Source organism: Leptospira saintgironsiae (genome assembly GCF_002811765.1).
Lineage (GTDB): Bacteria > Spirochaetota > Leptospiria > Leptospirales > Leptospiraceae > Leptospira_B > Leptospira_B saintgironsiae.
This window is the reverse complement of record NZ_NPDR01000004.1, coordinates 39,098-64,788: the sequence shown is the minus strand read 5'-3', so window position 1 is coordinate 64,788 and position 25,691 is coordinate 39,098. Positions and strand designations below refer to the sequence as shown.

General features: G+C 39.1%; 22 protein-coding genes. 8 read left to right on the top strand and 14 right to left on the bottom strand.

Going from position 1 to position 25,691, the window contains the following annotated elements:
- Positions 1 to 39: 39 nt before the first annotated feature.
- A complete protein-coding gene (locus tag CH362_RS10450; protein WP_100710305.1) occupies positions 40 to 1,161 on the bottom strand; it encodes a DegT/DnrJ/EryC1/StrS family aminotransferase in 1,122 nt (373 codons plus the stop codon).
- Between the two features lie 95 nt (positions 1,162 to 1,256).
- Positions 1,257 to 3,716 (bottom strand): endopeptidase La, encoded by a 2,460-nt coding sequence (gene lon / locus CH362_RS10445; RefSeq protein WP_100710304.1) that lies wholly within the window; start codon positions 3,714 to 3,716, stop codon positions 1,257 to 1,259.
- Positions 3,717 to 3,892: 176 nt separating this feature from the next.
- Here lon and CH362_RS10440 point away from each other — a divergent pair, with 176 nt between their 5' ends.
- Positions 3,893 to 5,317, top strand: coding sequence for a pectin acetylesterase-family hydrolase (locus CH362_RS10440; protein WP_100710303.1), 1,425 nt, complete (start codon positions 3,893 to 3,895; stop codon positions 5,315 to 5,317).
- Positions 5,318 to 5,381: 64 nt separating this feature from the next.
- The gene (locus tag CH362_RS10435) at positions 5,382 to 6,899 is read left to right on the top strand and encodes a pectin acetylesterase-family hydrolase (RefSeq protein WP_100710302.1); all 1,518 of its coding nucleotides are present in this window, start codon (positions 5,382 to 5,384) and stop codon (positions 6,897 to 6,899) included.
- Positions 6,900 to 6,903: 4 nt separating this feature from the next.
- On the opposite strand, the gene CH362_RS10430 is transcribed toward CH362_RS10435, so the two are convergent.
- Entirely contained in the window at positions 6,904 to 7,455 is a 552-nt protein-coding gene (locus tag CH362_RS10430) for an O-acetyl-ADP-ribose deacetylase (RefSeq protein ID WP_244280552.1), read from the bottom strand.
- 277 nt (positions 7,456 to 7,732) lie between these two features.
- On the opposite strand from CH362_RS10430, the gene tmpT reads away from it, so the two are divergent.
- Positions 7,733 to 8,362: a thiopurine S-methyltransferase gene (gene tmpT, locus CH362_RS10425; RefSeq protein ID WP_100710300.1), complete on the top strand. Its 630-nt coding sequence runs from the start codon at positions 7,733 to 7,735 to the stop codon at positions 8,360 to 8,362.
- A 53-nt stretch (positions 8,363 to 8,415) separates the two neighbouring features.
- Here the strand turns inward: tmpT and CH362_RS10420 are convergent, their stop codons facing one another.
- Both CH362_RS10420 and CH362_RS10415 read right to left on the bottom strand, forming a co-directional pair.
- Positions 8,416 to 8,811 carry a DUF4345 domain-containing protein gene (locus tag CH362_RS10420; protein ID WP_100710299.1) on the bottom strand — a complete coding sequence of 132 codons (396 nt, stop codon included), beginning with the start codon at positions 8,809 to 8,811 and terminating at the stop codon, positions 8,416 to 8,418.
- Between the two features lie 42 nt (positions 8,812 to 8,853).
- On the bottom strand, positions 8,854 to 10,353 hold the full coding sequence (locus CH362_RS10415) for a hypothetical protein (RefSeq protein WP_100710298.1): 1,500 nt from the start codon (positions 10,351 to 10,353) through the stop codon (positions 8,854 to 8,856).
- Between the two features lie 330 nt (positions 10,354 to 10,683).
- Here CH362_RS10415 and CH362_RS10410 point away from each other — a divergent pair, with 330 nt between their 5' ends.
- Positions 10,684 to 12,396 (top strand): methyl-accepting chemotaxis protein, encoded by a 1,713-nt coding sequence (locus CH362_RS10410; protein ID WP_100710297.1) that lies wholly within the window; start codon positions 10,684 to 10,686, stop codon positions 12,394 to 12,396.
- Between the two features lie 3 nt (positions 12,397 to 12,399).
- On the opposite strand, the gene CH362_RS10405 is transcribed toward CH362_RS10410, so the two are convergent.
- Together CH362_RS10405 and CH362_RS10400 are read right to left on the bottom strand one after the other, a co-directional pair.
- Positions 12,400 to 13,128 carry a hypothetical protein gene (locus tag CH362_RS10405; protein ID WP_100710296.1) on the bottom strand — a complete coding sequence of 243 codons (729 nt, stop codon included), beginning with the start codon at positions 13,126 to 13,128 and terminating at the stop codon, positions 12,400 to 12,402.
- Between the two features lie 66 nt (positions 13,129 to 13,194).
- Positions 13,195 to 14,229 carry a zinc-binding dehydrogenase gene (locus CH362_RS10400; protein WP_100710295.1) on the bottom strand — a complete coding sequence of 345 codons (1,035 nt, stop codon included), beginning with the start codon at positions 14,227 to 14,229 and terminating at the stop codon, positions 13,195 to 13,197.
- A gap of 183 nt (positions 14,230 to 14,412) precedes the next feature.
- On the opposite strand from CH362_RS10400, the gene CH362_RS10395 reads away from it, so the two are divergent.
- The 3 genes from CH362_RS10395 to CH362_RS10385 all read left to right on the top strand — a co-directional run bounded on the left by CH362_RS10395 (position 14,413) and on the right by CH362_RS10385 (position 16,233).
- On the top strand, positions 14,413 to 14,991 hold the full coding sequence (locus CH362_RS10395; protein ID WP_100710294.1) for a PaaI family thioesterase: 579 nt from the start codon (positions 14,413 to 14,415) through the stop codon (positions 14,989 to 14,991).
- Positions 14,992 to 15,066: 75 nt separating this feature from the next.
- On the top strand, positions 15,067 to 15,498 hold the full coding sequence (locus tag CH362_RS10390; protein WP_100710293.1) for an MAPEG family protein: 432 nt from the start codon (positions 15,067 to 15,069) through the stop codon (positions 15,496 to 15,498).
- 117 nt (positions 15,499 to 15,615) lie between these two features.
- Entirely contained in the window at positions 15,616 to 16,233 is a 618-nt protein-coding gene (locus tag CH362_RS10385; RefSeq protein WP_100710292.1) for a glutathione S-transferase family protein, read from the top strand.
- 35 nt (positions 16,234 to 16,268) lie between these two features.
- Here the strand turns inward: CH362_RS10385 and CH362_RS10380 are convergent, their stop codons facing one another.
- The 7 genes from CH362_RS10380 to CH362_RS10350 form a co-directional block, all read right to left on the bottom strand.
- Entirely contained in the window at positions 16,269 to 18,170 is a 1,902-nt protein-coding gene (locus CH362_RS10380; protein WP_100710291.1) for a sensor histidine kinase, read from the bottom strand.
- Positions 18,171 to 18,238: 68 nt separating this feature from the next.
- The gene (locus tag CH362_RS10375; RefSeq protein WP_100710290.1) at positions 18,239 to 20,350 is read right to left on the bottom strand and encodes a sensor histidine kinase; all 2,112 of its coding nucleotides are present in this window, start codon (positions 20,348 to 20,350) and stop codon (positions 18,239 to 18,241) included.
- Positions 20,351 to 20,423: 73 nt separating this feature from the next.
- Positions 20,424 to 21,152: a histidine phosphatase family protein gene (locus CH362_RS10370; protein ID WP_100710289.1), complete on the bottom strand. Its 729-nt coding sequence runs from the start codon at positions 21,150 to 21,152 to the stop codon at positions 20,424 to 20,426.
- A gap of 2 nt (positions 21,153 to 21,154) precedes the next feature.
- On the bottom strand, positions 21,155 to 21,550 hold the full coding sequence (locus CH362_RS10365) for a DUF6285 domain-containing protein (RefSeq protein ID WP_100710288.1): 396 nt from the start codon (positions 21,548 to 21,550) through the stop codon (positions 21,155 to 21,157).
- A 10-nt stretch (positions 21,551 to 21,560) separates the two neighbouring features.
- The gene (locus tag CH362_RS10360) at positions 21,561 to 22,604 is read right to left on the bottom strand and encodes a phosphotransferase family protein (protein ID WP_100710287.1); all 1,044 of its coding nucleotides are present in this window, start codon (positions 22,602 to 22,604) and stop codon (positions 21,561 to 21,563) included.
- A gap of 2 nt (positions 22,605 to 22,606) precedes the next feature.
- On the bottom strand, positions 22,607 to 23,782 hold the full coding sequence (locus tag CH362_RS10355; protein WP_100710286.1) for an acyl-CoA dehydrogenase family protein: 1,176 nt from the start codon (positions 23,780 to 23,782) through the stop codon (positions 22,607 to 22,609).
- A gap of 21 nt (positions 23,783 to 23,803) precedes the next feature.
- Entirely contained in the window at positions 23,804 to 25,024 is a 1,221-nt protein-coding gene (locus CH362_RS10350; protein ID WP_100710285.1) for an SMP-30/gluconolactonase/LRE family protein, read from the bottom strand.
- Between the two features lie 32 nt (positions 25,025 to 25,056).
- Between CH362_RS10350 and CH362_RS10345 the strand changes: the two genes are divergently transcribed.
- Complete coding sequence (locus CH362_RS10345) at positions 25,057 to 25,689, top strand: Crp/Fnr family transcriptional regulator (RefSeq protein WP_100710284.1); 633 nt, start codon at positions 25,057 to 25,059, stop codon at positions 25,687 to 25,689.
- Positions 25,690 to 25,691: the final 2 nt, after the last annotated feature.

Sequence of the window (25,691 nt, the reverse complement as noted above, 5' to 3'; positions counted from 1 at the left end):
CTTAATTTTCTATTATATAGGCCGCATCAAGAGCCGTCCTTAGGACAGGCTCTTGTATTCCTTGATCGCGGCAAAAACTTCTTCCAGTTCGGAATCAGTCATGTAAGGAAATAAAGGAAAATTTAATATTGAATCACAGATCTTTCCGGTTCTATGTTCCTTTCCGAATTTACCTACAATATACGGTTTTGCCCCAGGTTGATCACTCATAGCTCCAGGATAAATGACCGCAGAACCGATCCCTTTCGTTTTTAAAACTTCTTGGATTTTTGGTCTTTCTACAGGATCAAAAAGAGTTACATTACAATATCCGTTTTCTTGAAAGTCTTTTGGAGGATGAATTACATTCACTCCTAAACCTGGAAGAACTTGATAATATTTTTCAGCAGCCTTTCTGCGAGATGCTATTCTTGCTTCTAAGAAAGGAATATTCAAATTTAAGAATGCAGCTTGTAAGGTATCCATTCTGGAATTCCAACCCACATCTCCGTAACCGTAATGAGAAGTTCTTCCGTGGTTTCCAAGCATTCTGACTTTATTTGCAAGCTCTTCGTCGTTTGTGAAGACTGCTCCACCATCTCCTGCTCCGCCCAAAACTTTTGCAGGATAGAAAGAAGTAGTGGTGATCAATGCGTCTTGGTAAATAGGTTTTCCCTTATACAAAACTCCGAAGGATTGAGCTCCGTCTTCTAATAAGAAAACTCCTTTTTCCTTACAAAGTTTGCGGTAATCTTCTAATTTTGCACTTCCCCAACCATAAAGGTGAACAATGATTGCAGCCTTCGGTTTTACTTCTTCGAGGGCTCTTTTGAATTCTTCGAAATCCATTTGTAGATCATCTGGATTTGTATCTACCGTCGCAGGGTCAGCGCCTACGTTTACTACTGATTCAAATGTTGCCCAAAAGGTAGAATCAGGAACTAAAACCTTATCTCCCTTTCCTACTCCCAAGGCTCTTAGAGCCAATTGAAGCGCGTCTGTTCCGTTAGCGCATGCAATTGAATATTTGGTTCCAGCGGTTGCCGCCAGATTTTTTTCTAATAATGCGACTTCTTCTCCTCCGATAAAGGAGGCGTTCTTGCTGAGAGTTTTTACTTTATCTTCCCAAGCTTCTAGTAATCCCGGCTCGAATCTTTTAATATCTATGAAAGGTACGCCCATTATGGTCTCCTCCGAACAGGGTCGGAAACGGGTCCTAAAAAGCAAATTATTTTGATCCGCTTAAGGACCCGTCATAAATGGGGCACATAGAAGATTTACTTCTTCTTTCGAGTGGCTGCCTTCTTTTTAGGAGAAGGTTTTGTCTTCTTAGCGACTGCAACCTGTTCTGTTTTAGGTTTTAAAATTCCATCAATCGTTTTCGGTTCGAATAAAATTTTGGCGACTTCTTCAAATCTAGAAACCGGAAAGAATTCCATTCCCTTCTTCACATAATCAGGTATTTCGTCTAACTGAGGTCTATTATCAGAAGGAAAAATGATCTTATGAACTCCAACTCTTTTTGCAGCTACGATCTTTTCTCTTAAACCGCCGATTGCTAAAACCTCGCCAGTAAGAGTCAATTCTCCAGTCATACCAAATCCAAGTCTGATCCTTTTATTCAGCACCAAAGAAAGAATGGTAGTTGCCATTGTGATCCCAGCACTTGGCCCATCTTTCGGAGTAGCACCATCAGGAACATGAAGGTGGATCGTCTTTTCGGTGAATAATTCTTCGCTACCTAATAAATTCTTAATGTAGCTAAGAGCAATGCTGGAAGACTCTTCCATTGACTTTCCAATCATTCCAGTAAGAAGGATCCCGCCTTTTCCTTTTACGAAAACAGCTTCGATGAGTAATGTTGCACCTCCTACAGAAGTCCAAGCAAGCCCCAAAGCAGTTCCTGGAACTGTAGGTTTAGTCATCCTATCATCTGTATATTTAGGAACTCCTAGGAATTTTTCCACATCGGAAGGTTCGATATGTTTCGGATAAGACTCCCCTTTTACAATTTGAAGAGCAAGTTTTCTGGCAAGTTTATCAGATTGTTTTTCAAGTCCTCTTACTCCGGACTCTCTAGAATAATGATCTATTAAAGAGATCACAGCTTTTTTATCTATTTGGATCCCGTATGGTTCTATCCCGTTTTTCTCCAGGACCTTCTTCCATAAATGTTTATTAAAGATCTGGACCTTTTCATCTGTGATATAACCAGAAAGATTAATCACTTCCATACGATCCAAAAGTATTCTACTAATAGAATCTAATGTATTTGCGGTAGCGATAAAAAATACGGAAGAAAGATCAAACGGAAGATCTAAATAATGATCTCTAAAAGTTTTATTCTGCTCTGGATCTAAAACTTCCAAAAGAGCGGCTGCGGGATCTCCTTGCATTCCAAGACCAAGTTTATCTATTTCATCTAAAAGAATTACGGAATCTTTTTCTTTAGTAATTCTTAATGCAGTTATGATCTTACCCGGCATTGCACCAATATAAGTCCTACGATGCCCTTTGATCTCTGCCTCATCTCTCATTCCACCCACAGAAAATCTAAAAAACTTCCTGCCCATTGCTTCTGCGATAGATTTAGCGATAGAAGTTTTCCCAACTCCAGGGGGTCCAACCAATAGAAGAATAGAACCTTTCTCAGTCGGCTTCAACTTCTTCACTGCTAAAAATTCTAAAATTCGTTCCTTTACATCATCCAGTTTATAATGATCCCTATCTAAAGTTTTTCTGGCTTTTTCTAGATCTATTTCGCGAGAAGGAGCGGCTTCCCAAGGAAGACTTTCCATAATATCTAAATAATTTCGGATCACATTATAATCTGCAGTATTCTGATCTGTGTAAAAGAACTTATCCATTTCTCGTTCCACTTCTTCTATCACTTCTGGATCTGCAGGAATAGCTTTCAGTCTTTCTAAGAATTTTTCATACTTCTTCTCGTATTTACCTTCTTTCTGACCAAGTTCTGCCTGGATGGCTTTTAACTGTTCTCTTAAGAAGAACTGTCTTTGCTGTTTATCAATTTTATCCTGGATATTTTCCTGAATTTCTCTTTGAAGGGAAACTAGATCGATTTCCTTTTTAAGATAGAGTAATACTTTTTCGATCCTGTCTTTTAGATTTACAGATTCAATTACGGACTGATAATCTTCTTTTTCTATATTCAAAATACTGCATACAAAGTCCGCCATCTTACCTGGCTCATTTACATTTAGCATTGTAAGCTTCATCTCTTCTGTAAAAAGAGGATTATTCTGAGCGAGTTCCCTTGTCATAATAAGCAAGGTTCTCATCATAGCTTTGATTGTATTTTTAGAAGCCCCAGGTTCTTCTTCCGGATAATTCACCTTTGCAATCAACAAAGGTTCCACAGAAGAAAATGATTCTACCTTAAATCTGCGAACCGTATTAATTAGAATATTTACTGCACCATCAGGAAGATTCACCTTCTTCAAGATCTTGGCAACTACGCCGTAATCATAAATATTCTCTTCTGTTTTCTTTTCGTTCTCTTCATCTTTAAGAAGCACTAGTCCGATGAAAGAATTTCCTTTTAAGGCCTCGTCTACAGCCTTTGCAAATTTCCCCCCTGGAACGATCAGAGGAGTGATGATCCCCGGAAATACCGGTCTTGTTTTGATAGGCACCAAGAATAATTCAGGGGGAAGAATGGAATCTACCGGTATGATACTTCCTTCAACTTCACCTATATCATCAAAAAGATCCACGTTTCACCTTCGATTCAAAAAATAATCGGACTGATTCCAGTTTCTGGGTTCGCCCCTAGTACTCAAATCTTTCTTTTTCTTGGACAATGAAAAGGGCTTGAATCTTTGAAGAATTGCGTCAGTCTAAATGGAAATATAAAACAATTCGACTGTTTTCTAGAGTGGAGATGAAACGAATGCAGGCCAAAAACCTATCGCTTCTATTTATAGTTCCGATGCTACTTCTTATCGGATGTAAAAAAGACGAACCAGACAATACAAAAGCTCTTACAGGAGCAGTTTTAGGCGAAGTTCTTTATAATCCTTACGAAAGGATCACCCCTCCCACAGATGATACAATAACTATCCCTAACACGAATACCAGCTACCAAAACGGTAGACAATATTTCCCGAAATGTTTCGGAAATGCAGGAAATACTAAGTTTTATTTCTTCAGAAAAGCTGTTTCTGCGAATAACAAAAAGTTACTCATCAACTTTATGGGGGGAGGAGCTTGCTGGAGTAATAATAATTGTTTTGGAAAGAATACCACAACATTCTTCAATTTCCTAAACGATGTGCCTGATCTTTTTATCAAGGTCGCATTCCAAGGGATTTTAGATGCAGGAAATTCTTCTAATCCATTAAAAGATTATGATGTTCTTTTTATTCCGTATTGCACTGGAGATCTTCATGTAGGTTCCAACGACGTTGCTACTTATGATGACCCTTATAATTCATCTGATCCTAGTACTTATAGCCATAGAGGACATGATAATGTTCTCTCGGTTTTAAAATATATCCAAACTAATTATACTCAAGTAACCAATGTAGTAGTTGCGGGACAAAGCGCCGGAGGTTATGGGGCAGTATTAAATTATCCTCATATTCGTGCTGTATTTTCAGATAGCACTAAATTCCCAAGTTTCAGCAAGATGAGTTTAGTAGCAGATGCTTCTAACGGAGCAGTAATCAACGGGTTTTTCTCTAACATAGTAAAAACTAAATGGGGAAGCGCACCGAATATGCCGGACTGGGTAGTAGGTTCTAACTATCTAGATGGAAGTCCTTCTATCCAAGATTATATCGGTAAGATCACCACCGCGTATCCGAGCGATGTTGTGGGACAATACACTGCTGCGTTCGATTCTACGCAAAGATGGTTTTTCAATGTGATGGGGATTATTAACTCGGGCTCTTCTTATTCAGATTCCAGTTCTTATTTCGGACCTGGAGACGCTCGAGATGTGCCAGATCTTCCGAAAGATGTCTCCACACCTTCCAATTGCAACTGGGCGATCAACGCAAATACTGCGATGAATAATACTACAGGTTCTAAGTACTATTTCTATAGAGCCCCAGGAGATATTCATACAATCACTACAAGTGATACAATGTATGGACTTACGAGTAACGGAGTGAACTTTAATACCTGGCTAAAATCAATCGTATCAAATGTAGGAACTCCTACAGACGTGGATTGCTCCGCAGGTTCCGGCTCTCATCCTTGCACCGATAAAAATTTCGGGTCAAATTCTTTGAATGATGCCCTAGGAAGAGCGACATCACAGGACTCTTTCGATAATAATAAAGATCTCTACGAGACCTGTTTCGGTCCTTGACATTCTATAAACTGGGAATAAACTATTGCGGATATCGCCTGTCTGAAGGCGGTATCAGGCCTTTATGAAAACCCAATTTCTTGTAATTTTAGTTCTATTCTCTCAAATATTCTGTACCAAAGATAAAGATAATTCCCAGGAACTTCTCGCTACCGGATTGATCGTAGATCTGGTTACAAGCCCGTTTACTAGGATTACTCCAGAACCAGGAACATTCACCACTCAGGTGGATCATGGAGCCACACCTTACACTTATACTGCGACTTTTGATCCGAAATGTAGCGGAACAGAAGGAAATGTGAACTTCTATTTTTTCAGAAAGACTGTGGCAGCGAATAACAAAAAACTTCTGATCAATTTTATGGGAGGAGGAGCTTGTTGGGATAATGCAAACTGTTTCGGAAGTAACACTGTAACTTATTTCAATCAGTTAAATGTGGTTCCTGATTTTGCTTTGGATCTTTTATTCAAAGGTGTTATAGATCAATCTGTAGCCGCAAATCCATTCAAAGATTATGATATCATTTTTGTCCCTTATTGCACTGGAGATCTTCATGTAGGAAGTAAGGACAAAACGTATACGAGTGGGACCATCAAACACCATGGTTATGATAATGTAATCTCTGTTCTGAAATTTGTCCAAAATTCTTATCCGCAACTGGACCGAGTTTTTGTAACCGGACAAAGTGCGGGAGGTTATGGAGCTATATTAAATTATCCGATTATTAGAGAAACAGTAACCACAATCGATTCAGGTGCTACGGTAAGAATGTTATCTGATGCTTCTAACGCAGTTGTACCTACTGGAGCCTACACAATTGGTCCTGCATTCTTTCCATTACTCGAAAGTTCTTGGGGAGTAGAAACAAATGGGATCGGAAGTGGAACTGGATTCTCTTCTTCTAATCTTCCGATTTGGGTAAACGGGATCGGTGTAAATTATACAACCACAGGTTCACCTTCTATTAATGATTACTTTAAGAAAGTAGCTACTGAATATCCGGGAGATGTTTTAGGACAATACACAGCTCTGTTTGATGGAAACCAGAGATTCTTCTATCATACGATGGGACAGATCAATAAGATCAATAATTCAACTTTGACTTATTCGACTGCTACAACTGCAGATCCTTACCAAGCTGGAAAATCATATTCTGCTATTTACGGAGATAGCGACGGAAGTTCCGTACCAGATGGAAGTTCTTCTAGTTCTAATGATTATACTACTTGCGATTGGTCCAAGCAGGCAGTTTCTAAAATGAAAGATGCAGCATCCAAAACCAATTACAGATATTATATAGGCCCTGGAGATATTCATACTATCACAACTTATAATGATATGTATTCTCTAAACAGTGGAGGAGTTAATTTTGCTACTTGGCTGAATACTTTGGCAAATGGCGCAAGTCCGCCCGCAAATGTTCAATGTAATGATTCTTCGGGATCTTGTGTGAATACAAATCTGTTTGATAGTACGATTAACAATAATTTCGGGGCAGCTACATCCGATGAATCCTATGCTATAAACCCAAAACAAGATATGTATACTACCTGCGGACAAGCAGCAGGGATAGGTCTATAGAATATTAGAAGGAAGAAATTCCTTCTTTAAAATTAACCCCAGATTGGTTTAGAATTTGCTCATATAGGTCTTTTGTTTCCTGATCGAAACAAACAAAGATCAGCTTTCTGGGGAATTGGTCTTTATGCTCCAAAACAGTCCGGATTGCAATCGGAGCAGCCAATTCTTTTGGATAAGCATAAATCCCTGTGCTAATACTCGGAACTGCAACCGATTCAAATGCTCGATCCGAAGACAATTGTAGAACATTCCTATAACAGGTTTCTAAGAGAGAAGCTTCTTGATAATCCCCACCTTTCCAAACAGGACCCACTGCATGGATCACATATCTGGCAGGAAGTTGTCCTCCAGAAGTAAGAACACATTGACCAGTAGGAAGACCATTCGGATATTTTTTGATCTTTAATATCCTAGATTCTTCCATGATCTTTGGTCCGCCCACCCTATGAATGGCACCGTCTACTCCGCCTCCTCCAGACAAGGAAGAATTGGCAGCATTTACCACTGCATCCGTTTGAATGGACGTGATATCACCTTTCCAAACAAAAATTTCCATCGCTATTTAAAGAGACTAAAAACGGAACCCTTGCAAGTAGAATTTACATTTTATTTTTATAATTCGTTTAATAATGAGAGAATGTATTGATGGTTTGGCGGCGAAGTATAGGACAAATACAGTAGTTCAGTAGAATTTTAGAATAAAATAATGGTTATTTTATAATAGATCGGATGAGTTAGTGCGTATGCACATAAATTGTTGCAAAACGTTCTAAAATCAATACCATGGTTGGAGCTCCTACAAATGAATAGAGCTCAAATTCGAGGGATTAGAAATGGAAAGAGATTTTTGGTTAAGTAGATGGGAAGCAAACAATATTCCTTTTCATGAGAGTGAAACAAACCCTCTCTTATTCAAATATTTCAAAGAACTTTCTCTGCCAAAGAATAGCCGTATTTTCATTCCATTATGCGGAAAGACATTGGATATAGCATGGCTTCTTTCGAATGGATACCGAGTCGCTGGTGCAGAACTTGTCGAGATGGCAATCCAGCAATTATTCCAAGAATTAGGAGTAGAACCTAAAATTTCGAAATTAGGCAAACTGGTCCTATACAGCGCGCCAGGTATCGATATTTTTGTTGGGGATATATTCGATTTATCTAAAGAAGTTTTGGGTCCTGTGAATGCGGTTTATGATAGAGCTGCATTAGTTGCTCTGCCCCAAGAAGCCCGGATCCGTTATTCTGCACATTTAACTCAAATCACAAATAAGGCGCCTCAACTTCTGATTACATTCGAGTATGACCAGACTAAAATGGCTGGCCCTCCTTTCTCCATTTCAACCGAAGAAGTGAATATACATTATAAAAATACGTATACTCTAACGAATCTTTTAAGTCAGGAAATGTCGGGTGGGCTAAAGGGACATTCTGCGAAAGAGAATGTTTGGAAATTAGATTAAGTTAAGAAGACTAATGCTCGTATATAACATACGAGCATTTCTAAAAGTTTATTTTATTGGATTTCTTTTCGTCTAGATTGTGCGATCGCTAGAATGATAGGAAGTAGTATCTCAGGAGTCAAATAACCGATCCAAAGTTCTGGAGGTTCAGGTAATCCAACGATAGAAATGGAAAGTATCCTTCCAAGAGCTGCAATAAAAATTCCCAAAGCAATCAGATAAACTAAAGTCCTTTGGATACGAACAGTATAAGCCGCCCAAAAACAAATCAATCCCATAGATAAATAGATCCCCGCCATAAATCTATGTACATTATCCAGCCTTGGGCTAACAGTAGGTTCCCCTAAATACATCTGCAAGCTTCCGCCAAAAATTGCAATAGCTGCAGCTAAGAACAAACAGACTTGGACTACACGAGTACTAAAAGAAACGGATTGATTTGTTTGCATAATTCTCACAATCGGATCGAATCAATCTCGATCCGTAAAGTGTTAAATTCCCTTCAATAATAGATCGATCGTTTTAGAAAGAACCGCTCTAATATCGTCCTTAGCATCTTCATCAGGAAGAACCTTATGGTTCCAGATCTTCAAACCAAATCTGATGAAAAAATTATCCAAAAATTCTGTTTCGATATGGGTCTTCATAGTTGTTCTAGCAGAATCTCTATCCCATCTTAGTACGATGCTTGTTCCTTTTCCATTATTCGCTTTTACTAAAGTTTCAGTGAACTCATAGATAATGGACTGAAGATTTCCAGGAATGAATATATTAATCGCCCAAGAAGGTGCAAAATACCCGAAAGCACCACTTACATCAAACTCTTCTATCTTGGTTAATTTTAAATTCAAAATACCGGAAGTAGCGGTATTAGAGAATCTACCAAGTAGCTGAACGTCGTTGTTTTCGAGCATCAAGCCGTAAAGGTTCGCTTCTAAACTTGCTTTCACTACGAAAGGAAATTCTGATAGAGAACTAAGCGTAAATGATTCCTGAGGATAAAAATTTCCCTTTGTATCATAAGGAACAACTTTGCCATTCAATGTGAAAAACTTGAAGCGGATCTCTCTTGTTTTGGATTCGATCGCAAATTCCGCTAATGATCTTCCGGAAACATTCGTAATTCTTAACTTAATAAAACCTAAATATTTGATATCATCCAGATAATCGCCTAGATCCGGATAATCTCTCATCAAAGTTTGTTCAATATTACCTTCGAACGTAAAAGCTGTGACTCCAGGAAGTTTTCCGTCTTGTTGGACCTTCAACAAAGAATCCAAGCCAAAATAATAACTCATGAATTTTGCTAGAGCAGGGAATGATTCTGTAAAATCGTTTATTGCCTTTCTTGCTTCCGGGTCCTTAATTTTTTTGAAAGAAGTAGTTTCAGGAGCATTGATAGATTTTAGATTATTCGCATCTAAGAAATGTAAGCCAGAATCCATAGCACTCAATCCATGTTTATGAGTGAATGGTCCTAGATGAGTCAGAACATCCAGGTTTCCTGAGTAGGAATTCCCGCCATAAGTAGGATTCGGATTATGTTTTAATGCAAACTCGGCTGTAAAATCTCCGAAGTTAGGAATCGGAACATCCTTCATACGAATCGTTTCGAGACTTACCTTGTATCCATCGTTAGCAAATCTTCCCCGATAGGTAACATAATGTTGCCCATTTTCATCCTTATTCATGTATTCAGAATTAAATAAATTTTTTAATTCGAATCTTTCTAAGGAACGATCCAGATATTTATGAAAACCTTCTGCTCTTCCATCATACTTGTTTTTGATGATTGCCGTTTTCAGAAATTGGAAGAATTGTCTGGAGATATTTCTTCCATCCGGGCCAATAGAGTCCGGGATTTGTTTTAAAGAAAACGATGCGGATAAGGACAGTGCGGATCCGCCGATCACAAATGCGAGGATCAGTGAACGGAGTAGCAGTTTCCCGGATTTTTTTTCTCTTTCTATTCTTTGTTTCAAAAGGCTCATTACCGCCTCTCCCTATTTATAACGTTCGTATTATATAAAGCCAGGAGGCTTGATCTCCGACATTAGTCGTTAATCCGGTCCTGTCAAGTCTATAGCAATCGCTACAATAACCCAAACCTGGGTAAATCAGATAACTAACAATTATCTGATCGTAGTAAATTCTAATTCGTATACTGAGAGCGATTTTCTATTCTCATGAAGAAGAGACCATCCCCAAGGAAATAAATTCTTCAGTCCCAAAATCATTCTTCTCATTTACTTGGTGGAAGCGTTCTAATGTGCTCGATTTAAATTGCGTTCTATGTTATACTCCCCGGCCGGAGTGTTTCCATGAAATGGTATTTACGACTAAGCTTAAAATCTAAACTTGCGATCTTGTTCTCATCTGTATTAATTCCTTTTTTAATCATACTGGCTCTTTCTCTCATCAATTCAGCTTCTAGGATCAAGGATATAGAAAGTATCCGGAACGACAGATTAATCCCCCTAAAACAGTTAAAAACAATCTCGGACCATTATGCAATTTCTATAGTGGACTGCGTTCATAAGACAAGAAGTGGAGCATTCACATACGAAGAAGGGATCCAAAACCTAGACAAGGCAATGAAAGATATTAAGTCGGAATGGAATACATATCTCCAGACCTACTTGGTACAGGAAGAAATTGTACTGATCGAAAAACTAAAACCGCTCTTTGAGGAGGCGGACAAAAGTGTAGAAGAAGCAAGAGCTCTTATGGTTGCAAAAGATAAAGAAGGTTTAGGAGATTTTGCTGACAATAAGATGTATTCTAAGATAGATCCGGTAGCGGGAAATATAGAAAAGTTGATCTCAGTTCAACTTTTGATCTCTGAAAGGATCTATCAAAGAGCCGAGACAGAATATGCATTTAGTCTCGCACTTTTTCTTTTTATTTCAGCAATCACTCTGGCCTATATACTATACGCTTCTATTAAATTTTCTATCCGACTTGTGAAGGGTTTAAATCGAGTTAAGAATTCCATTCGAGACGCTGACTTTAGCAATCCTATAGAAGTGGATGAAGATATTTTAAATTTAGACGAACTGTATCTTCTATCCTTAATATTTCGGAACTTCCAAATCAAGGTAAAGGAGATGCTTTCTTCTATCCTTACTTTTTCAGAATCTATCTTGGTAGCAGCGGAACAATTATCCAAATCAAGTGAATATCTTTCTGAGAATGCTCAGACTGAATCTGCTTCCGTGGAACAAATTTCTGCATCAGTCGAAGAGATCAGTGCAGGTATGGAACAAGTAACCTCGAACGCAGAAGGTCAGTATAAGCTGATACTTTCTTTTTCAGGAGAAATGAAAGAGTTAGATGGTTTGATCACTCAGGTAGGAGATTCAGTTTCTGATTCTTTAGGAAAAATCTCGGATATGTATTCCAAAACGGAAGCTGGTAAAAAAACAATGGGAAGTCTCTCAGAGAGCATGATAAAAATTGAATCAAGCTCTGGAGAAATGAGATCCATCACTGCAATCATCCAGGAAATTTCCGAAAAAGTAAACCTTCTCGCATTAAACGCAGCTATAGAAGCTGCAAGAGCAGGAGAACATGGAAAAGGATTCGCAGTGGTTGCAACTGAGATCACAAGACTCGCAGAACAAACGGACCAAAGTACCAAAACTATCGAAAGCCTGATCCGCACTAGTAATCAAGAAATTGAATCTGGTAAAAACTTCGTGGATAGTTGTGTGAAAGTTTATGCAGAAATTCTGGAAGGTCTTTCCTTTATCAAACTTTCTTCAGACAATATTGTATCAACTATGAAAGTTCAACAAGAGAAGAAGGCGACGATCATCACTGCCGTAAATGATGTAGACTCCAAATCGGAAGAGATCAGAACTTCTGTCAAAGAACAGAAAGTGGCTATCTCTGAGACTGCAAATGCAGTTTCTAATATTTCTGTTACAGTCCAGAATAGTGCCGCGAACTCGGAAGAGATCGCGGGAAGTGCAACTGGGCTTTTGAATATTGCAAAAAGTTTAAGAGATACTATGAGCTTTCTAAAAGGTTAAGTTCTATTTAGAACCTTCTGTGGTCTTCTTCTCATTGCGAACCAAATAGTAAGTAGGATATTGCAAAAAGATGTCCGAGGTAAGCATAAAGAAGAAGATCACAATCAATAAAACTTGTCCGAATATCGAAACCATCATTTCTTCTGAATTAGAAATGAGAGAAATCAAAAGATCTGGAACAAACATGATCACGAAAGGTGTCCAAGCAGCGACTATATAGTCGGAACGTTTGATACAATTCGGCAATTCTTTCAATCCCTGGATCAAGCTGAGTTTGGAAAAAAGCACAGGCAGGATCAAATGTAGGATCAATCCTAATACAAATGCAAATATCAAATAGAATCGAACGAATTCAGCAGGAAGAGGAGTGCTTGGTTCAGTACTTTGTTTTTTTAAGAACTCTTGTAATTGTGTTCCTAAAAAAGGTTCTATCAATCGAGCAACGATCAAAAAGAAAAATATCAAGAACAAAGCCAAGGTGAGCAAGAATATAAAGTATTTGGAAAATTCTACAGGCTTTTCAGGGTCCATTCCGGATCGGATCACAAATCCATTCACCACATAAGTTCCGAGTAATCCTAAAATGATGAGGACTCCGCCGAGCGCGACAACTCCCCCAGCTTGCATTGCAGGAATTGCACTAAATACTAATAAAAATAAAACGGATCGGACAAGTACGATAAATCGGATCTGTCCTCTGGAAAGTACGTACTGTAAGTATTCTTTAAACATCAGCTATCTATCTGTTAGGATTTAAGAAGCGGATACGATAGCAAGCAAAGTTCGTTTTTAAAATAATTAAGGAGAAATCACAAATCGAATCGGATTTCCTTTTCTCTCTTCCAGGTCCTGAAGACTTTCGTTGATGTCGTCTAATTTTCTTACATCCGTAATTGATCTGCTAAGATTCAATTTTCCCTGCACATAAAGATCTATCAATTCAGGGATGGCCCTTCTGTCCGAACCATAAGAACCTGCAACTGTGATCTGTTTTTCGATAATGGAGAATGGGATGGAAAATTTTAAAGGTTCTCTTCCGATTCCTACGAGGACCATTCTTCCTCCGGGATTCATTGCACGAAGTGACTCTTCTATATTTGTCATTCTTCCTGAAAAGTCTGCAAGAAGGTCCACTCCACCTTTACAAATTTCCTTTAAGGTTTTACCTGGATTCTTTATATCTCTTAAATTTATTACTTCGTCCGCACCGTAAGCTGTAGCGTTTTCCAAGGCTCCCCTATCCACATCCAAAGCGATCACTTTACCTTTTGTCAAAGCTCTTGCGATCACCACTCCATGGATCCCAAGTCCACCACATCCGAAAATAGCAACATTATCTCCGTCTTGGATCTTTCCTCTGAACTTGATCGCATTATAAGGAGTAGAAACTGCATCTGCTAAAATTGCACCTTGTTCAAAAGGAACTGAATCAGGTAGAGGATACAGATAACGTTCCTCGACTATATTATATTCTGCGAAACTACCTTCTCTATCGAAACCGAATACTCCGATCTCTTTGCAAAGATTTTCTCTTCCCGCAAGACAATGAGAACATACACCACAACTTGTTCCTGCAGCGATCACCACTCTATCTCCTTTTTTGATACGAGTGACTTTTTCTCCCACTTCTTCCACTACACCGGAAGCTTCATGTCCAGGAATTTGAGGATAATGTTTACACTTTAAGGTTCCATGTAATACTAGATGTATATCTGAACCGCAGATACCACAGGCTTTGATCCTTACCTTAGCTTGTTCTGGTCCAAGTTGAGGGATCGGAACCTCTTTGATAATTAAATTTCTTTTTCCGGATTCTAATACTGCGGCCTTCATCGTTCACACCTCGACGGAAATGAGATTATAAACTGCCAGGAATCGGTCAAGGGATTTGAAGAAGAGTTTGGGCCTTCTTCTTTTAAGTTCGGGAACAAAACAAATACACTGTTCGTTACAGTCTTATCTCGAATTTCGTTCTTGTTAGGTACCTTTAGGATTTTTCCATGGTATCAGAAACAGATGACTGCGGAAGACATTTATAAACATATCAAGGCCAGCCAAAATGGACAAGACTGGCATCATAAGAATTGTTTCGGTTGTGGACCGGAAAATAAAAGAGGCTTACACGCAAGCTTTCCTTTTCATGAACCAAGCGGAGAAGTTCGTTTTGCTTGGACCATAGAAAAGGATTTTGAAGGAGCACCTGGTTATGCTCATGGAGGAGCACTCGCGACTCTATTGGATGAGGCGCAAGGTGTTTTATGTTTTCATTTAGGTCATTTTGTGATGACCGATCAATTGTATATGCGTTATTATAAGGCCTGTCCTCTAGGGGAAGAGTTAGAAGTCCGTTGCTGGGTTACAATGGTCAGACGTAGAAGACTTTATACAAAAGGAACTGTACATCTGAAAAAAACAGGGGAACTTCTTCTTTCTTCCAAGGCTCGCTGGTATGATATGCCTGATCGAGTTTTTTCAAGAATGTTCCAAGGTACCGCATTTCCTGTGGATATTATTCTGAAAGTTCTGGAAGAGAACCAAAAACGAGGAAAAGAAATCAGGAAACGACTCAAAAAAGAGAAACTCAAATCCGAGTAAGTTTATTTTTTGCTCGATTAATCCGATTCAAGTTCAATCCTATGCTCCGTCAATCTTTGCATTTAGGAGTGTAGAATGGAATCTTCTTGGCAGGTCTTTGCGATCGTCTCAGTACTTCTGTTTTTAAAATTACTTTCCACTTCCATCGTTCAAGGTTTGGTCCGGATCAAAACCAAAACATTTCGCTGGAAAGAAGATGCAGAATTTTTTACCAATTCATTTCCGGCCACTGACGATCATACGATAGTCGCTACTGCAAACGGAGTATTCAGGAATGATTTGGAGAATATTCCAATTTTCTTATTCTTACTAATAGGATATATCCATACTTATAGTTGGCATGAGGGAATTATCATATATTCCGGAATATTTATAGCATCCAGAATACTTCATGCGATTTTCTATTTTCTTCATAAACAACCTTGGAGAAATATCGCGTATAATCTGGGAATTTTGAGTATGCTCCTACTATCTGGTCATATTATTCATTCCGTATTTTTTGCCTGATCTATCGGATTCTTTGTAAAAATAAAAAGGATTTACTCTAAAAGAATGCTGCCGAGAGTCTAAAAACCATAGTCCAAATCATATCCGGATTTTCCGGCCGAATCAAAGGAGAATCGTTTGATCGAATTATATACCGCAGGGACGCCTAACGGAAAAAAAGCTTCCATCATGCTGGAAGAATTAGGGATCCCTTATACAGTACATCCAATCGACTTTAGTAAATTAGAACAAAAAGAAGAATGGTATCTAAAAATTAATCCGAACGGCAGGATCCCTGCTATCGTAGACAAAGACAATGGAGACTTTCCTGTTTTTGAATCTGGAGCTATTCTGATATATCTCGCAGAAAAATACGGAAAATTTTTACCTAAGGATCCAAAAGAAAGATCTATCGCAATTCAATGGCTCATGTTCCAGATGGGTGGAGTCGGTCCAATGCAAGGACAGGCAAATCATTTCGTTAAGTTTGCTCCAGAAAAAATTCCATACGCAATGAACCGTTATGTAGATGAAACAAAACGTTTATATTCCGTTCTAGAAAGACGACTAAAAGAATCAGATTACCTTGCAGGAAGTGAATTAAGTATTGCGGATATCGCCACTTGGCCTTGGGTGAAAGCAAGATCTTATATTGACCTTTCACTCGATGATTATCCAAAACTCAAAGCATGGGAAGAAAAATTAGGAGCAAGACCCGCTTTCATCAAGGGAAGTGAAGTCCCTAAAAAATCCTAAATTAAAAAGCCGCTTCTTGTAAAAGAGCGGCTTTTTTAAATCAGAGTTTTTTCTGCTAAGGGTAGATACACTCTGAAAGTCGTCTTCCCTGGAGAAGATTCAAAATCTATTTTTCCTTGGTGTCTTTCTACAATCTTTCTGCAGATATCTAGACCTAATCCGCTTCCTTCTCCTTTTTCTTTTGTGGTAAAGAACGGTTCGAAAATTCGATCTTGGATTTCTTTAGGGACCCCGGGACCATTATCAGTGACTGAAACGATCAGATACGTATCTTTAATATAAGATTCCAAATCCAATCTACCTTGGTAAGAAATCGCCTGGAATGCATTATTGATCAGGTTAGCCCAAACCTGGGTCAATTGGTCAGCTTGGCCTCTTACAAGTGAGTTATCCGCAAAATTTCTGCGGATCTCAACTCCTTGTTTTACCTTATTATAATATAGCGTAAGAACAAGATCCATCTGTTCTCTAATATCGATCAGACTAATGCCTGCGTGATCCTGATATACATACGTTTTCAAGGTTCTAATCACCCTCGCCGCTTTAGAAGCGGCTTCTCTGACCACATTACTATATCTTAAAATTCCAGAGAGATTGTATGCATTCGAAACTAAGGTAGGAAATTTTTCCTTATGAATCCCTTTGACTAAATCTGGAATGTCCTCTACTCTTATTCCTAATTCAGCTAAGTTCTCGGACAAAAACTCGGAAGATGGGAATCCAAGATTTTGTAATGTTTCTCGGATAATCTTTCTGTTTTTTCTTTCTTCAGAAGAATCATAGAAGTCAGGGAAAATACTTCCTTTTGTGAAAATTTTCTTCCAAGTTTCTCTTTCTTGAGTATCCAAGTCTGCAAATTCGCAGAGTAACTTCTCCCAATCTTGACGGAACACACTTTGAATTCCTTCATTGGAAGAAATGATCGCACCTAAAGGAGTATTCACCTCATGAGCGATACCTGCGATCAATTGTCCTAAAACAGCCATCTTTTCGGATTGAACTAACTGTGCTTGAGTAGATTTCAATTCTTCTAATGCTAAGAGCAGATCTCTATTCGTATTTTCTAAATAAGTATTTGTTGCCTTTAACTCTTCCGTTCTAAGAACTACTTTTTGTTCCAGGTCTTCGTTTAGTTTTCGGATCTCTTCTTCTGCTCTTTTTCTTCCTGAAATATCTCTTACAATTGCCTGCAATAAAGCTTTTCCATTCAGAGTGACAGAAGTTAAGGTCACTTCCGCATCAAAATTAGTCCTGTCTTTTCTACAATGTAACCAATCGAAAGTTTGGGGCTTACCTGCAAAGGCCGCCTGTATTTTTTGGAATGCTCTTTGGGAAGATTGAACTCCATCAGGTTGTATCTCCGGAGAAAAATCCACAGGAGAAGCGCCTATAATATCTGCTCTTTTACAACCGAACATCTCTTCCGTTTTAGGATTACATTCTAAAAAGATCCGATCATCCATGAGAAAGATTGCCTCTCCCGCAGATTCGAATAATGTTTTAAATTTAACCTCGTGTTCTTCTAATGCTTCTTGAGCGACACGAATGTCAGAGAGTGTTACTGCTAATTTCTCTTCTGTCTTTTTTCTTTCTGTCAGGTCTTCAAAGATCAAAGTTACACCGAACACACCTGAAATATCAAAAAGTGGATTCACTCTGATGCGAACTTGTAATAAGAGCCCGCTGACGGTAGTATTATAAGGTCCCTCGTAATCGGAAGCTTCTCCCTTTAAACCTTTGCCGATCAATGAAGAGACTGTTGTATCTTTTAAGCTGGAGTAAGAAAGCCCGATGATCTTCTCTCTTGATGCTCTCAAGAAACGCAGAGAAGAATCGTTTGCCTCTATAATTTTGCCCTGCCTATCGAAGATCATAAGTCCGATAGGAGATTGTTCGAATATATCGCGATATACGTTTTCGTTCTTAGGTCCGTTCATAAGGATCTGAAAAAAATTCGAAAGCTCGCACAACTCTGTACGGGTAATTTTTCACATCAACCTAATAATTAAGGTGAGGCAGGGAGGGTAACGTAGAATGTTGTGCCTTCTTCCGAACTGGTAAATCGGATGGCTCCTCCATGTTCTTCTGCCACATTTTTGCAAATGTCTAAACCGAGCCCCGTCCCTTCTCCAGGAGACTTGGTGGTGAAAAATGGATCAAAAATCCTATCCTTGATCTCTGAAGGAACTCCACTCCCGGTATCTTGGACTGAAATTTCCCAGTATTCGCCTTTTCGTTCCGCATCTACGAATATTCTGCCTGAGTAATTCATGGCATGTAATGCGTTTGTGATCAAATTGGTCCAGATCAGGTATAATCTTTCCGGATCTCCCAGTACTCTCGCAGTTTCAGGAATATTTATATCCACAATGACTTTGTTTTTCATTTTAGAATAATATAATGTGATAATATTCTCTATCTGTTCTTTAGGAGAAACAGACTCGGAGTGAGGTTTCCAATCCCCTTCTCCGGATGCATAACTTTTTAATGCCTGGATCACTCTAGAGGCTTTGATAGAAGCATCCAAGATCAGTTGGCTGGATCTCGAAATACTGGAAAGAGCAGATGCATTGCTTACTATTATCCATCCTCTTTCTCCTTTTGGGATCTTATCCACCAATTCGGAAACTTGATCTGGAGAAATTCCCAGGTCAGTCAATGCGTCTGCCATTACTAGAGAGTTTTCTATACCTGATTCCTTCAGAATGACTTCTGATTTTTTTCTTTTGGATCTTTCTTCCTTGGAATCGAAATCAGAATTAACTCTGCCTCCATTCTTAAATAAGATCCCCCAAAATTCTCTTTCTTCTTTGTTAAAACTGGAATAATCTTTTAAAAGTTTTTCCCAGGGTTCGTTTAGAATAGAACGTATACCTTCGGTAGAAGAGCGAATTGCACCTAACGGTGTATTTAATTCATGTGCAATCCCTGCCATCAATCTTCCTAATACCGCCATTTTTTCGGATCGAACTAAATTCTCTTGGGTTTTTTTGAGTTCATCCATGGCTGATCTAAGTTTATCGTTAGCAGTCACCAAATATGTATTAGTTGATCTTAATTCTTCAGTTCTTTCCGCAACAGTGGTTTCTAATTCTTTATTTGCATTTCGGATCACAAACTCTGCCGTTGCCAAATCAGCCACGAGTAAACTTTGCCTAAGGCTTGCGATCACCACCATTACTCCTGCTGAAAACCAAATCACTAATCGAATGATCTCAGGAAGACCTGGTAGAGTTAAGGATAGAATAATCGCAGCAGAACAAACAATTACTTCTAATAAGGGTAGAATTCTTAAAAGCCCACTTTCAGTTCCTGATTCTCTTTCTATTTCTCCTGAAGGATCAGGCGCCCAAGTTAATGTGCCATATCCGAGAAGTAAGATACTGGCTGAAAATCCTGCATTAGTTAATGTTCCATCTTCTGGAACTGCTATCAAAAATATGGAATTCCATTGCAACCAACTGATCCCCATTCCAGCAAGTCCGGTCACTAAACATAAAAAGGAAAAGTCCGCCTTTAAACGTAAGGAAGGTTTCATCAAGACACCAATACAAGCCGCGGAAAGTGTGAAAACTGGGTAAACGGATAAGGTCAATAACTGAAACCAAGGCCTATCTGCTTTTTTAGAAAGATATAATACTAGGGTGACTGCAAGGACTGCAATCGCTAGTCCTAATGCGTCCATTACTGCCACCTTCATTCTATTAGTTGGAACTCTGTCTTTTAAGAATCTAGCAAATCCTATCGCAAAGAATGGCCCTAACCATGGATAGAATAGATCGCTGGGTGCAGGAAAACTATAGAATTTGGAAATGGCTTGGATATCCCAAACCACTTGGCCAATAAAATAAGAGAGAAGCCCTAGGAAAAACCAGAATCGGAATCTTTTAGTTTCGCCCTCTGAGGATTTATAACCGAACCAAGCAGTGGTCGTAGCGATCGCGATAGACGAAGTCCAATGTATATTATCGTAAATCCGTAATAATTCCGTTTCATCCGTGAAATATGTGAGCAGAAACAGTATAAGAACGAATGCTGATCCTATATAGATAGATAGAAATCCTAAACTTCTATCCTTTGAGGAACGAATTTCTATTGAGGATACCAAGGAATTCATGCGGATCAGCGGGGCAAAATCTTACACCTTCGAACATCGAAGTCCACACTTTTTTATTTCCAAAAGTCTTTGCTTAGTATAACGTCCTATCACTCTTAGCCGGAATATGTGGAAGAAAGTTTAAACTCACCGGTATATGTCTTCCTCTTACCCAACGGAACATACTTACGGAACTATTCCAGATCCAAGGCATCCAAGTAAAAACATCTTCGTCTTGTCTAAGCATCTTTTTCAGAGTTAAGGAAATAGGCGTGCCTGAAGTAAAAATAAAGGTCCTTTCCGAATTAGAAGGCTGAAAGTAAGTTTCACAGGCAAGATCTACTCTGGATTGAAAATTTGCAAAAGTTTCTATCCCGGGTGGAGTGAAATCTCCTTTTCTCCAAACAGATAGGATCTCCTCAGTAAGTTTAAAAAATAAGGCAGCAGATCGAACTCCACCTTTTAATCTGACTTTAGAAAATTGTAATAAGGATCTTTGGAATTCGGATCTTGTTCCTGAAAGATATTCTGCATATTTCTTCCATAACTCAGAGGGAAATTCATTCCAGTTTGCATCAAATGAATGAAAATCAGATCCAACTTTTAGATCTGATTTCACAGAATTGATCCCTTTCATAAAAAATTCTGCAGTTTCTTTATGCCTTCTCATTGTCCCGGAGATAATTTTATCCGGAAAATCTCCATTAGAAGCCATATATTTTCCAAGGGCAAAGGCTTGTTCCTTTCCTCTATCAGTCAATAGATCGTAATCTTCTCCAGTGGAGTTCGCCTGTCCGTGGCGAACCAGATATATTACGGACATGTTTAGGATTCCGTAGTGAATCTAGGATTTACGATCTCTACCTTTTCGATAACGGATTCTTTTATATGTTTCCAGTATTCCGTATCTTCCAAAGATTTTTTTTCCTTTCGGATAATATCCCTCAGTTCTTCATTCCAAAAAGAAGTTAGGTTCTTCTTTTCATTCCAAGTTTTAGGAAACTCAGTTTTCTTTTTGAGTAAAGAAGAAAGTCTCGTAAGCTCTTTGTCTAAAGATTCTTCGCCCGATCGTATTTCCCTAGAGATCACTCCGAGCATATTCCAACTTACTAACGTTTTATATGCCAGAAGATCCTTATCTCTAAACTCAGGTAGGACTTCCTTCATTAGAAAATCCTGGATCGCTTCCAATAATTCCGTGGCGCTTGGTTTATCCTGCATTATGATTTCCTTATTTTATGGACTCTTCTATGAGTCTCATGGCCTCGTATTCCATCTCACAGGCCCTTCTTCCTATAGATGCGAGCTCTATTCCTTTATCCTTTCCGGAAAGATGGCGTTCTGCTTGGCCGATACAACCGATTGCCCAACGAAGATTTCCCATCACTTCCCAATATCTGATCTTAATAGGATCTAATTTTACACCGGAGGCTTTTTCGTAAATTTCGTAGAACTCAGAACGATCTGCAAATCCACCTGCTTCTTTATTCAGCTTTCCGAATCTCCAATCTCTCATGCATAACCAAGTCAGATCTTCGTGACGATCTCCCCAATGAGCAAATTCCCAATCCACAATTCCTTGCAGACCTTCCGAATTTACCATGAAGTTTCCTGTTCTGAAATCTCCATGGATAAGTACAACGGAATCACTTTCAGGAGCATTCTTCTCTAACCAATTCAAAATGATTTCCATGGCAGGATAAGCTCCGTCCATAGATTCCAATTGAGAACGTAAAGCTTGGACAGAACCTTGGGCCACTGTTTTGCCGCTCACATGTTGTCCAAGATTCAAAACTTCTTTTAGTTTTTCATCCTTACATTTTTCAGGTGTCACTGAATGGATACTTGCAAGATTTTCTGCAAGTTCTTGGGTGATCTGTTTGCGAACCTTATTTAAACTTGGATCTTTTACTACGAATCTTCCGGTAGCCTTACCTTGGATCCTTCTCATAAAGTAGAATGGATTACCAGTAACAGAGTTATCAGACTCCAACCAAAATGGTTCAGGAGTTTTAACTCCTGCTTCAAAGGCCATTCTACAAACTTTAAACTCATCTATTCTAGATAAAGAAGCGAGTAAGGCTGCTCCTTTATCTGTTCGATATACAGTTTGGTATTGGCCGGATTCAGGGCCGCCGTTCACTTTGATATCAGCGGAAAAATTTTCCTGGCAGGCTCCTCCCGAAAGAGAAACCATATTAGCGATTTCTACTGTTCCTTGGAGCCTTTTTCCTAAATATGATTCCAGCTTTTCCTTCAATTCGGAATCTTTCACGATTAGAAGCTCTCCTTTCCGGATATTAAATTCCTGCCTATTACCATCTTATGGGTTTCGGTAGGACCGTCTGCGATCCTTGCGGCTCTCGCATCTCTATAAAATAATTCTAATTTAAGGTAACGGCTGAAACCGTGAGACCCACAAATCTGAATAGCTCTGTCTATACATTTGTTCAATGTTTCACTGACTTGCCATTTAGCTAAAGAAACAGCTTGTCTCGCGTCTCCACCTTTACGTAGAATGTCTGCAGCCTTTAATGTAAGTAAAAAACCTGATTCTATCTCCAATGAAGATTCTGCAAACATCCATTGGATACCTTGGTGATCTGATAATTTCCCGCCGAATAATTCTCTTTTAATAGCGTATTCTCTTGCGATCTCCATGGATCTTCTGGCAAGTCCGATCCATCTCATACAATGTGTAAGCCTTGCGGGCCCTAATCTTTCTTGGGAAAGCCTAAAACCTTCTCCAATTTTTCCAAGAACTTGTGACTCATGCACTTTTACATTTTCGAATTTTAACTCACAATGTCCACCTGGACCATGTGAACCTAACACTCCGATTTCCTGCACCATTGTATATCCAGGAGCATCCGTTGGCACAAGGAACATAGAAGTTCTTCTGAAACTATCATTTACCTTGGACATTACTATCAAGAAAGAAGCCCCGTTTGCACCAGTGCAGTACCATTTATGACCATTCAGAATATAATGATCTCCATCCTTCTCCGCGTTAGTCGCAAGAGCAGTGGGATCCGAACCAGCGCCTGGAGGAGGTTCAGTCATTGCAAACCCAGAGCGGATCTTTCCTTCCACTAGGGGATGATAGAACTTCTTCTTTTGCTCTTCGTTCGCAGCTAAATGAAGAAGATGCATATTTCCTTCGTCTGGAGCATCACAATTACAAAGATATGGAGCGATAGGCGAACGTCCCAGCTCACTAAATACGAGTGCTGTGCCAACTAGATCCAGACCTAGACCACCTTCTGACTTGGGAAGGTGAGCTGTCCATAATCCTCTTTTTTTGGCTTCTTCTCTTAATTTTTGAACGATTGGATCCGGCATTCTACCGTGATCATAATCGTAATGATCTTCTGCAGGGATGGCGATCTCATCCACGAATGCCTTTGCTTTTGCCCTAATTTCGTCTAACTCTTTCGGTATGGATAAATCCATGATATATTCAATTTTCCTTATTTATTCTTTTATTAATTCAGGAGGAAGTTTGAACTTTCCGATCCTGTCGTTATGAAGACTTCCTAAATAGATATACTCCCCTTTTCTTTTTACGGAAGTAATCTCTTTTAGGTGTTTTCCTTTTGGCTCCTGGAAACTTGCTTCTACTATTCCGTTTTCATCCAGAATGACTGCGAAACCGTAAGGTTGAGGTTTAGGCCAAAGGAATTTAGGTAATTTTGCTACGATTGCTTTTGTCCAAGGACGAGGATGTAAGATCTTATCCACCATATTATTTCGAACAGTGAATAACGCTAGATAGAAATGACCTTTACGATCTGAGGAAATATTATCAGGAAATCCAGGAAGATTCTCCGCCCAGATCTCGCTTGTTCCGGCCTTAGGCCCTTTGATCCAATATCTATGGATCCTATATTTATATGTTTCATTTAATACTAGAAAATCTTCGTTCTTAGCAAGAGCCACTCCATTCGGGAAGAAAAGATCTTTCATAAGAGTAGTGGTCTTTTTTGTATGAGGATCGTATTTTAATAAACGACCATGAGGAACCGACTCCATTAGATCATACAGATATTCTGCAGAGCCATATTTATCACTCGCATCTGAAAAATAGATAGTTCCATCTTTAGCAACATCCAGGTCGTCAGTGAATTTAAAAGGAACACCTTCAGATTCCGTGCTAAGAACTTCTACTTTTCCATCTTTACTGATCTTTAATAAGCCTTTGATCGCATCCGCAACTATGATGGAGCCGTCTCCTAATAGTTTCATTCCAAGAGGTCGCCCTCCTGTGAATGCGTGTGCTTTCATTTCTCCGTCTTTAGAAATGAGATACACTTTGCCATCTTCACTAGCAGAATAGATATTACCTTCGTCATCCGGTTCGATATCTTCTGGGCCATGTATCTTTCCAAGTGCGATTAGTTCTGCGGACTCCAAAGCTTTGTTTTCTTGGAAACCGCCGATCAAACCGGTATCGATAGGAGGTTGATAGGCGATAGGTTTAATAGGAGAAGGTTTGAGTGCAAAACCTATTATAAAAATGATAATAAACGCTGCAGAGAGCAGGAGGATTTTTTTCGTGTTCACGATTCCCTCCTTAGGGAAAACGAATGAGACGCTACTTACGAAGGTCGGGCAGTCAACGTAAAATTCTGAGGTTCCCGCCTTCTCACCAGAATAATTGATTGCGGCTCCCAACCAATCGCCGATATCGTACATGAGGACAGAAAACTTTTCCAGTCCGTTTTAGCATGAAGATCTCTGAAGATATGGTAAACAAACACGGTCTCCGCTTTAAGGAATCCGATGTTATTTTTGATGAGAACGAACCTGCTGATCAAATGTATCTAATCCTCACCGGAAAAGTTGGGATACATAAAAAAGTAAAAGAAGCATTCAAACTTCTAATAGAACTGAAAGAAGGGGATATGTTCGGTGAGATGGCGCTGGTGGATCGCAAACCCAGAAGTGCAAGAGCCATTGCAAAAACCGACGTATTATTATTTGCGATCACCGAGAGCGTGTTCTATAACCTAGTCCAGACCAACCCTTCTTTCTCTTTAAAGATGGTAAAAATGCTTTCTTCTAGACTAAGAGAGACAAACCAAACTATAGCTAGTCTTTTAAAAGGAGACAGAAAGAATATTGTAACTTCTGCACTCATCACTTTCGCACAGACGAGAGGAGAACAAGAAGACGGACAATACAAAGTTCATTTGGCCGCGTTTGTGAAATGGGCCATCTTAAGAGTTGGATTAGAACATACGGATCTAGTATCCGCGATCAATCTTTTGGTAAAAGATAAGATGGTCGAACAACCTAAAAACGATCCCAGCCATATATTGATACGGGACACGTTTTTTAAATATACATTGGACCAGTAATT

What these genes read in the sequence shown, in the direction of transcription:
- CH362_RS10450 (WP_100710305.1), bottom strand. Translation starts at nt 1,161, where the DNA reads ATGGGCGTACCTTTCATAGATATTAAAAGATTCGAGCCGGGATTACTA.
- CH362_RS10440 (WP_100710303.1), top strand. Translation starts at nt 3,893, where the DNA reads ATGCAGGCCAAAAACCTATCGCTTCTATTTATAGTTCCGATGCTACTT.
- CH362_RS10435 (WP_100710302.1), top strand. Translation starts at nt 5,382, where the DNA reads ATGAAAACCCAATTTCTTGTAATTTTAGTTCTATTCTCTCAAATATTC.
- CH362_RS10430 (WP_244280552.1), bottom strand. Translation starts at nt 7,455, where the DNA reads ATGGAAATTTTTGTTTGGAAAGGTGATATCACGTCCATTCAAACGGAT.
- tmpT (WP_100710300.1), top strand. Translation starts at nt 7,733, where the DNA reads ATGGAAAGAGATTTTTGGTTAAGTAGATGGGAAGCAAACAATATTCCT.
- CH362_RS10420 (WP_100710299.1), bottom strand. Translation starts at nt 8,811, where the DNA reads ATGCAAACAAATCAATCCGTTTCTTTTAGTACTCGTGTAGTCCAAGTC.
- CH362_RS10415 (WP_100710298.1), bottom strand. Translation starts at nt 10,353, where the DNA reads ATGAGCCTTTTGAAACAAAGAATAGAAAGAGAAAAAAAATCCGGGAAA.
- CH362_RS10410 (WP_100710297.1), top strand. Translation starts at nt 10,684, where the DNA reads ATGAAATGGTATTTACGACTAAGCTTAAAATCTAAACTTGCGATCTTG.
- CH362_RS10405 (WP_100710296.1), bottom strand. Translation starts at nt 13,128, where the DNA reads ATGTTTAAAGAATACTTACAGTACGTACTTTCCAGAGGACAGATCCGA.
- CH362_RS10400 (WP_100710295.1), bottom strand. Translation starts at nt 14,229, where the DNA reads ATGAAGGCCGCAGTATTAGAATCCGGAAAAAGAAATTTAATTATCAAA.
- CH362_RS10395 (WP_100710294.1), top strand. Translation starts at nt 14,413, where the DNA reads ATGACTGCGGAAGACATTTATAAACATATCAAGGCCAGCCAAAATGGA.
- CH362_RS10390 (WP_100710293.1), top strand. Translation starts at nt 15,067, where the DNA reads ATGGAATCTTCTTGGCAGGTCTTTGCGATCGTCTCAGTACTTCTGTTT.
- CH362_RS10380 (WP_100710291.1), bottom strand. Translation starts at nt 18,170, where the DNA reads ATGAACGGACCTAAGAACGAAAACGTATATCGCGATATATTCGAACAA.
- CH362_RS10375 (WP_100710290.1), bottom strand. Translation starts at nt 20,350, where the DNA reads ATGAATTCCTTGGTATCCTCAATAGAAATTCGTTCCTCAAAGGATAGA.
- CH362_RS10370 (WP_100710289.1), bottom strand. Translation starts at nt 21,152, where the DNA reads ATGTCCGTAATATATCTGGTTCGCCACGGACAGGCGAACTCCACTGGA.
- CH362_RS10365 (WP_100710288.1), bottom strand. Translation starts at nt 21,550, where the DNA reads ATGCAGGATAAACCAAGCGCCACGGAATTATTGGAAGCGATCCAGGAT.
- CH362_RS10355 (WP_100710286.1), bottom strand. Translation starts at nt 23,782, where the DNA reads ATGGATTTATCCATACCGAAAGAGTTAGACGAAATTAGGGCAAAAGCA.
- CH362_RS10350 (WP_100710285.1), bottom strand. Translation starts at nt 25,024, where the DNA reads ATGTACGATATCGGCGATTGGTTGGGAGCCGCAATCAATTATTCTGGT.
- CH362_RS10345 (WP_100710284.1), top strand. Translation starts at nt 25,057, where the DNA reads ATGAAGATCTCTGAAGATATGGTAAACAAACACGGTCTCCGCTTTAAG.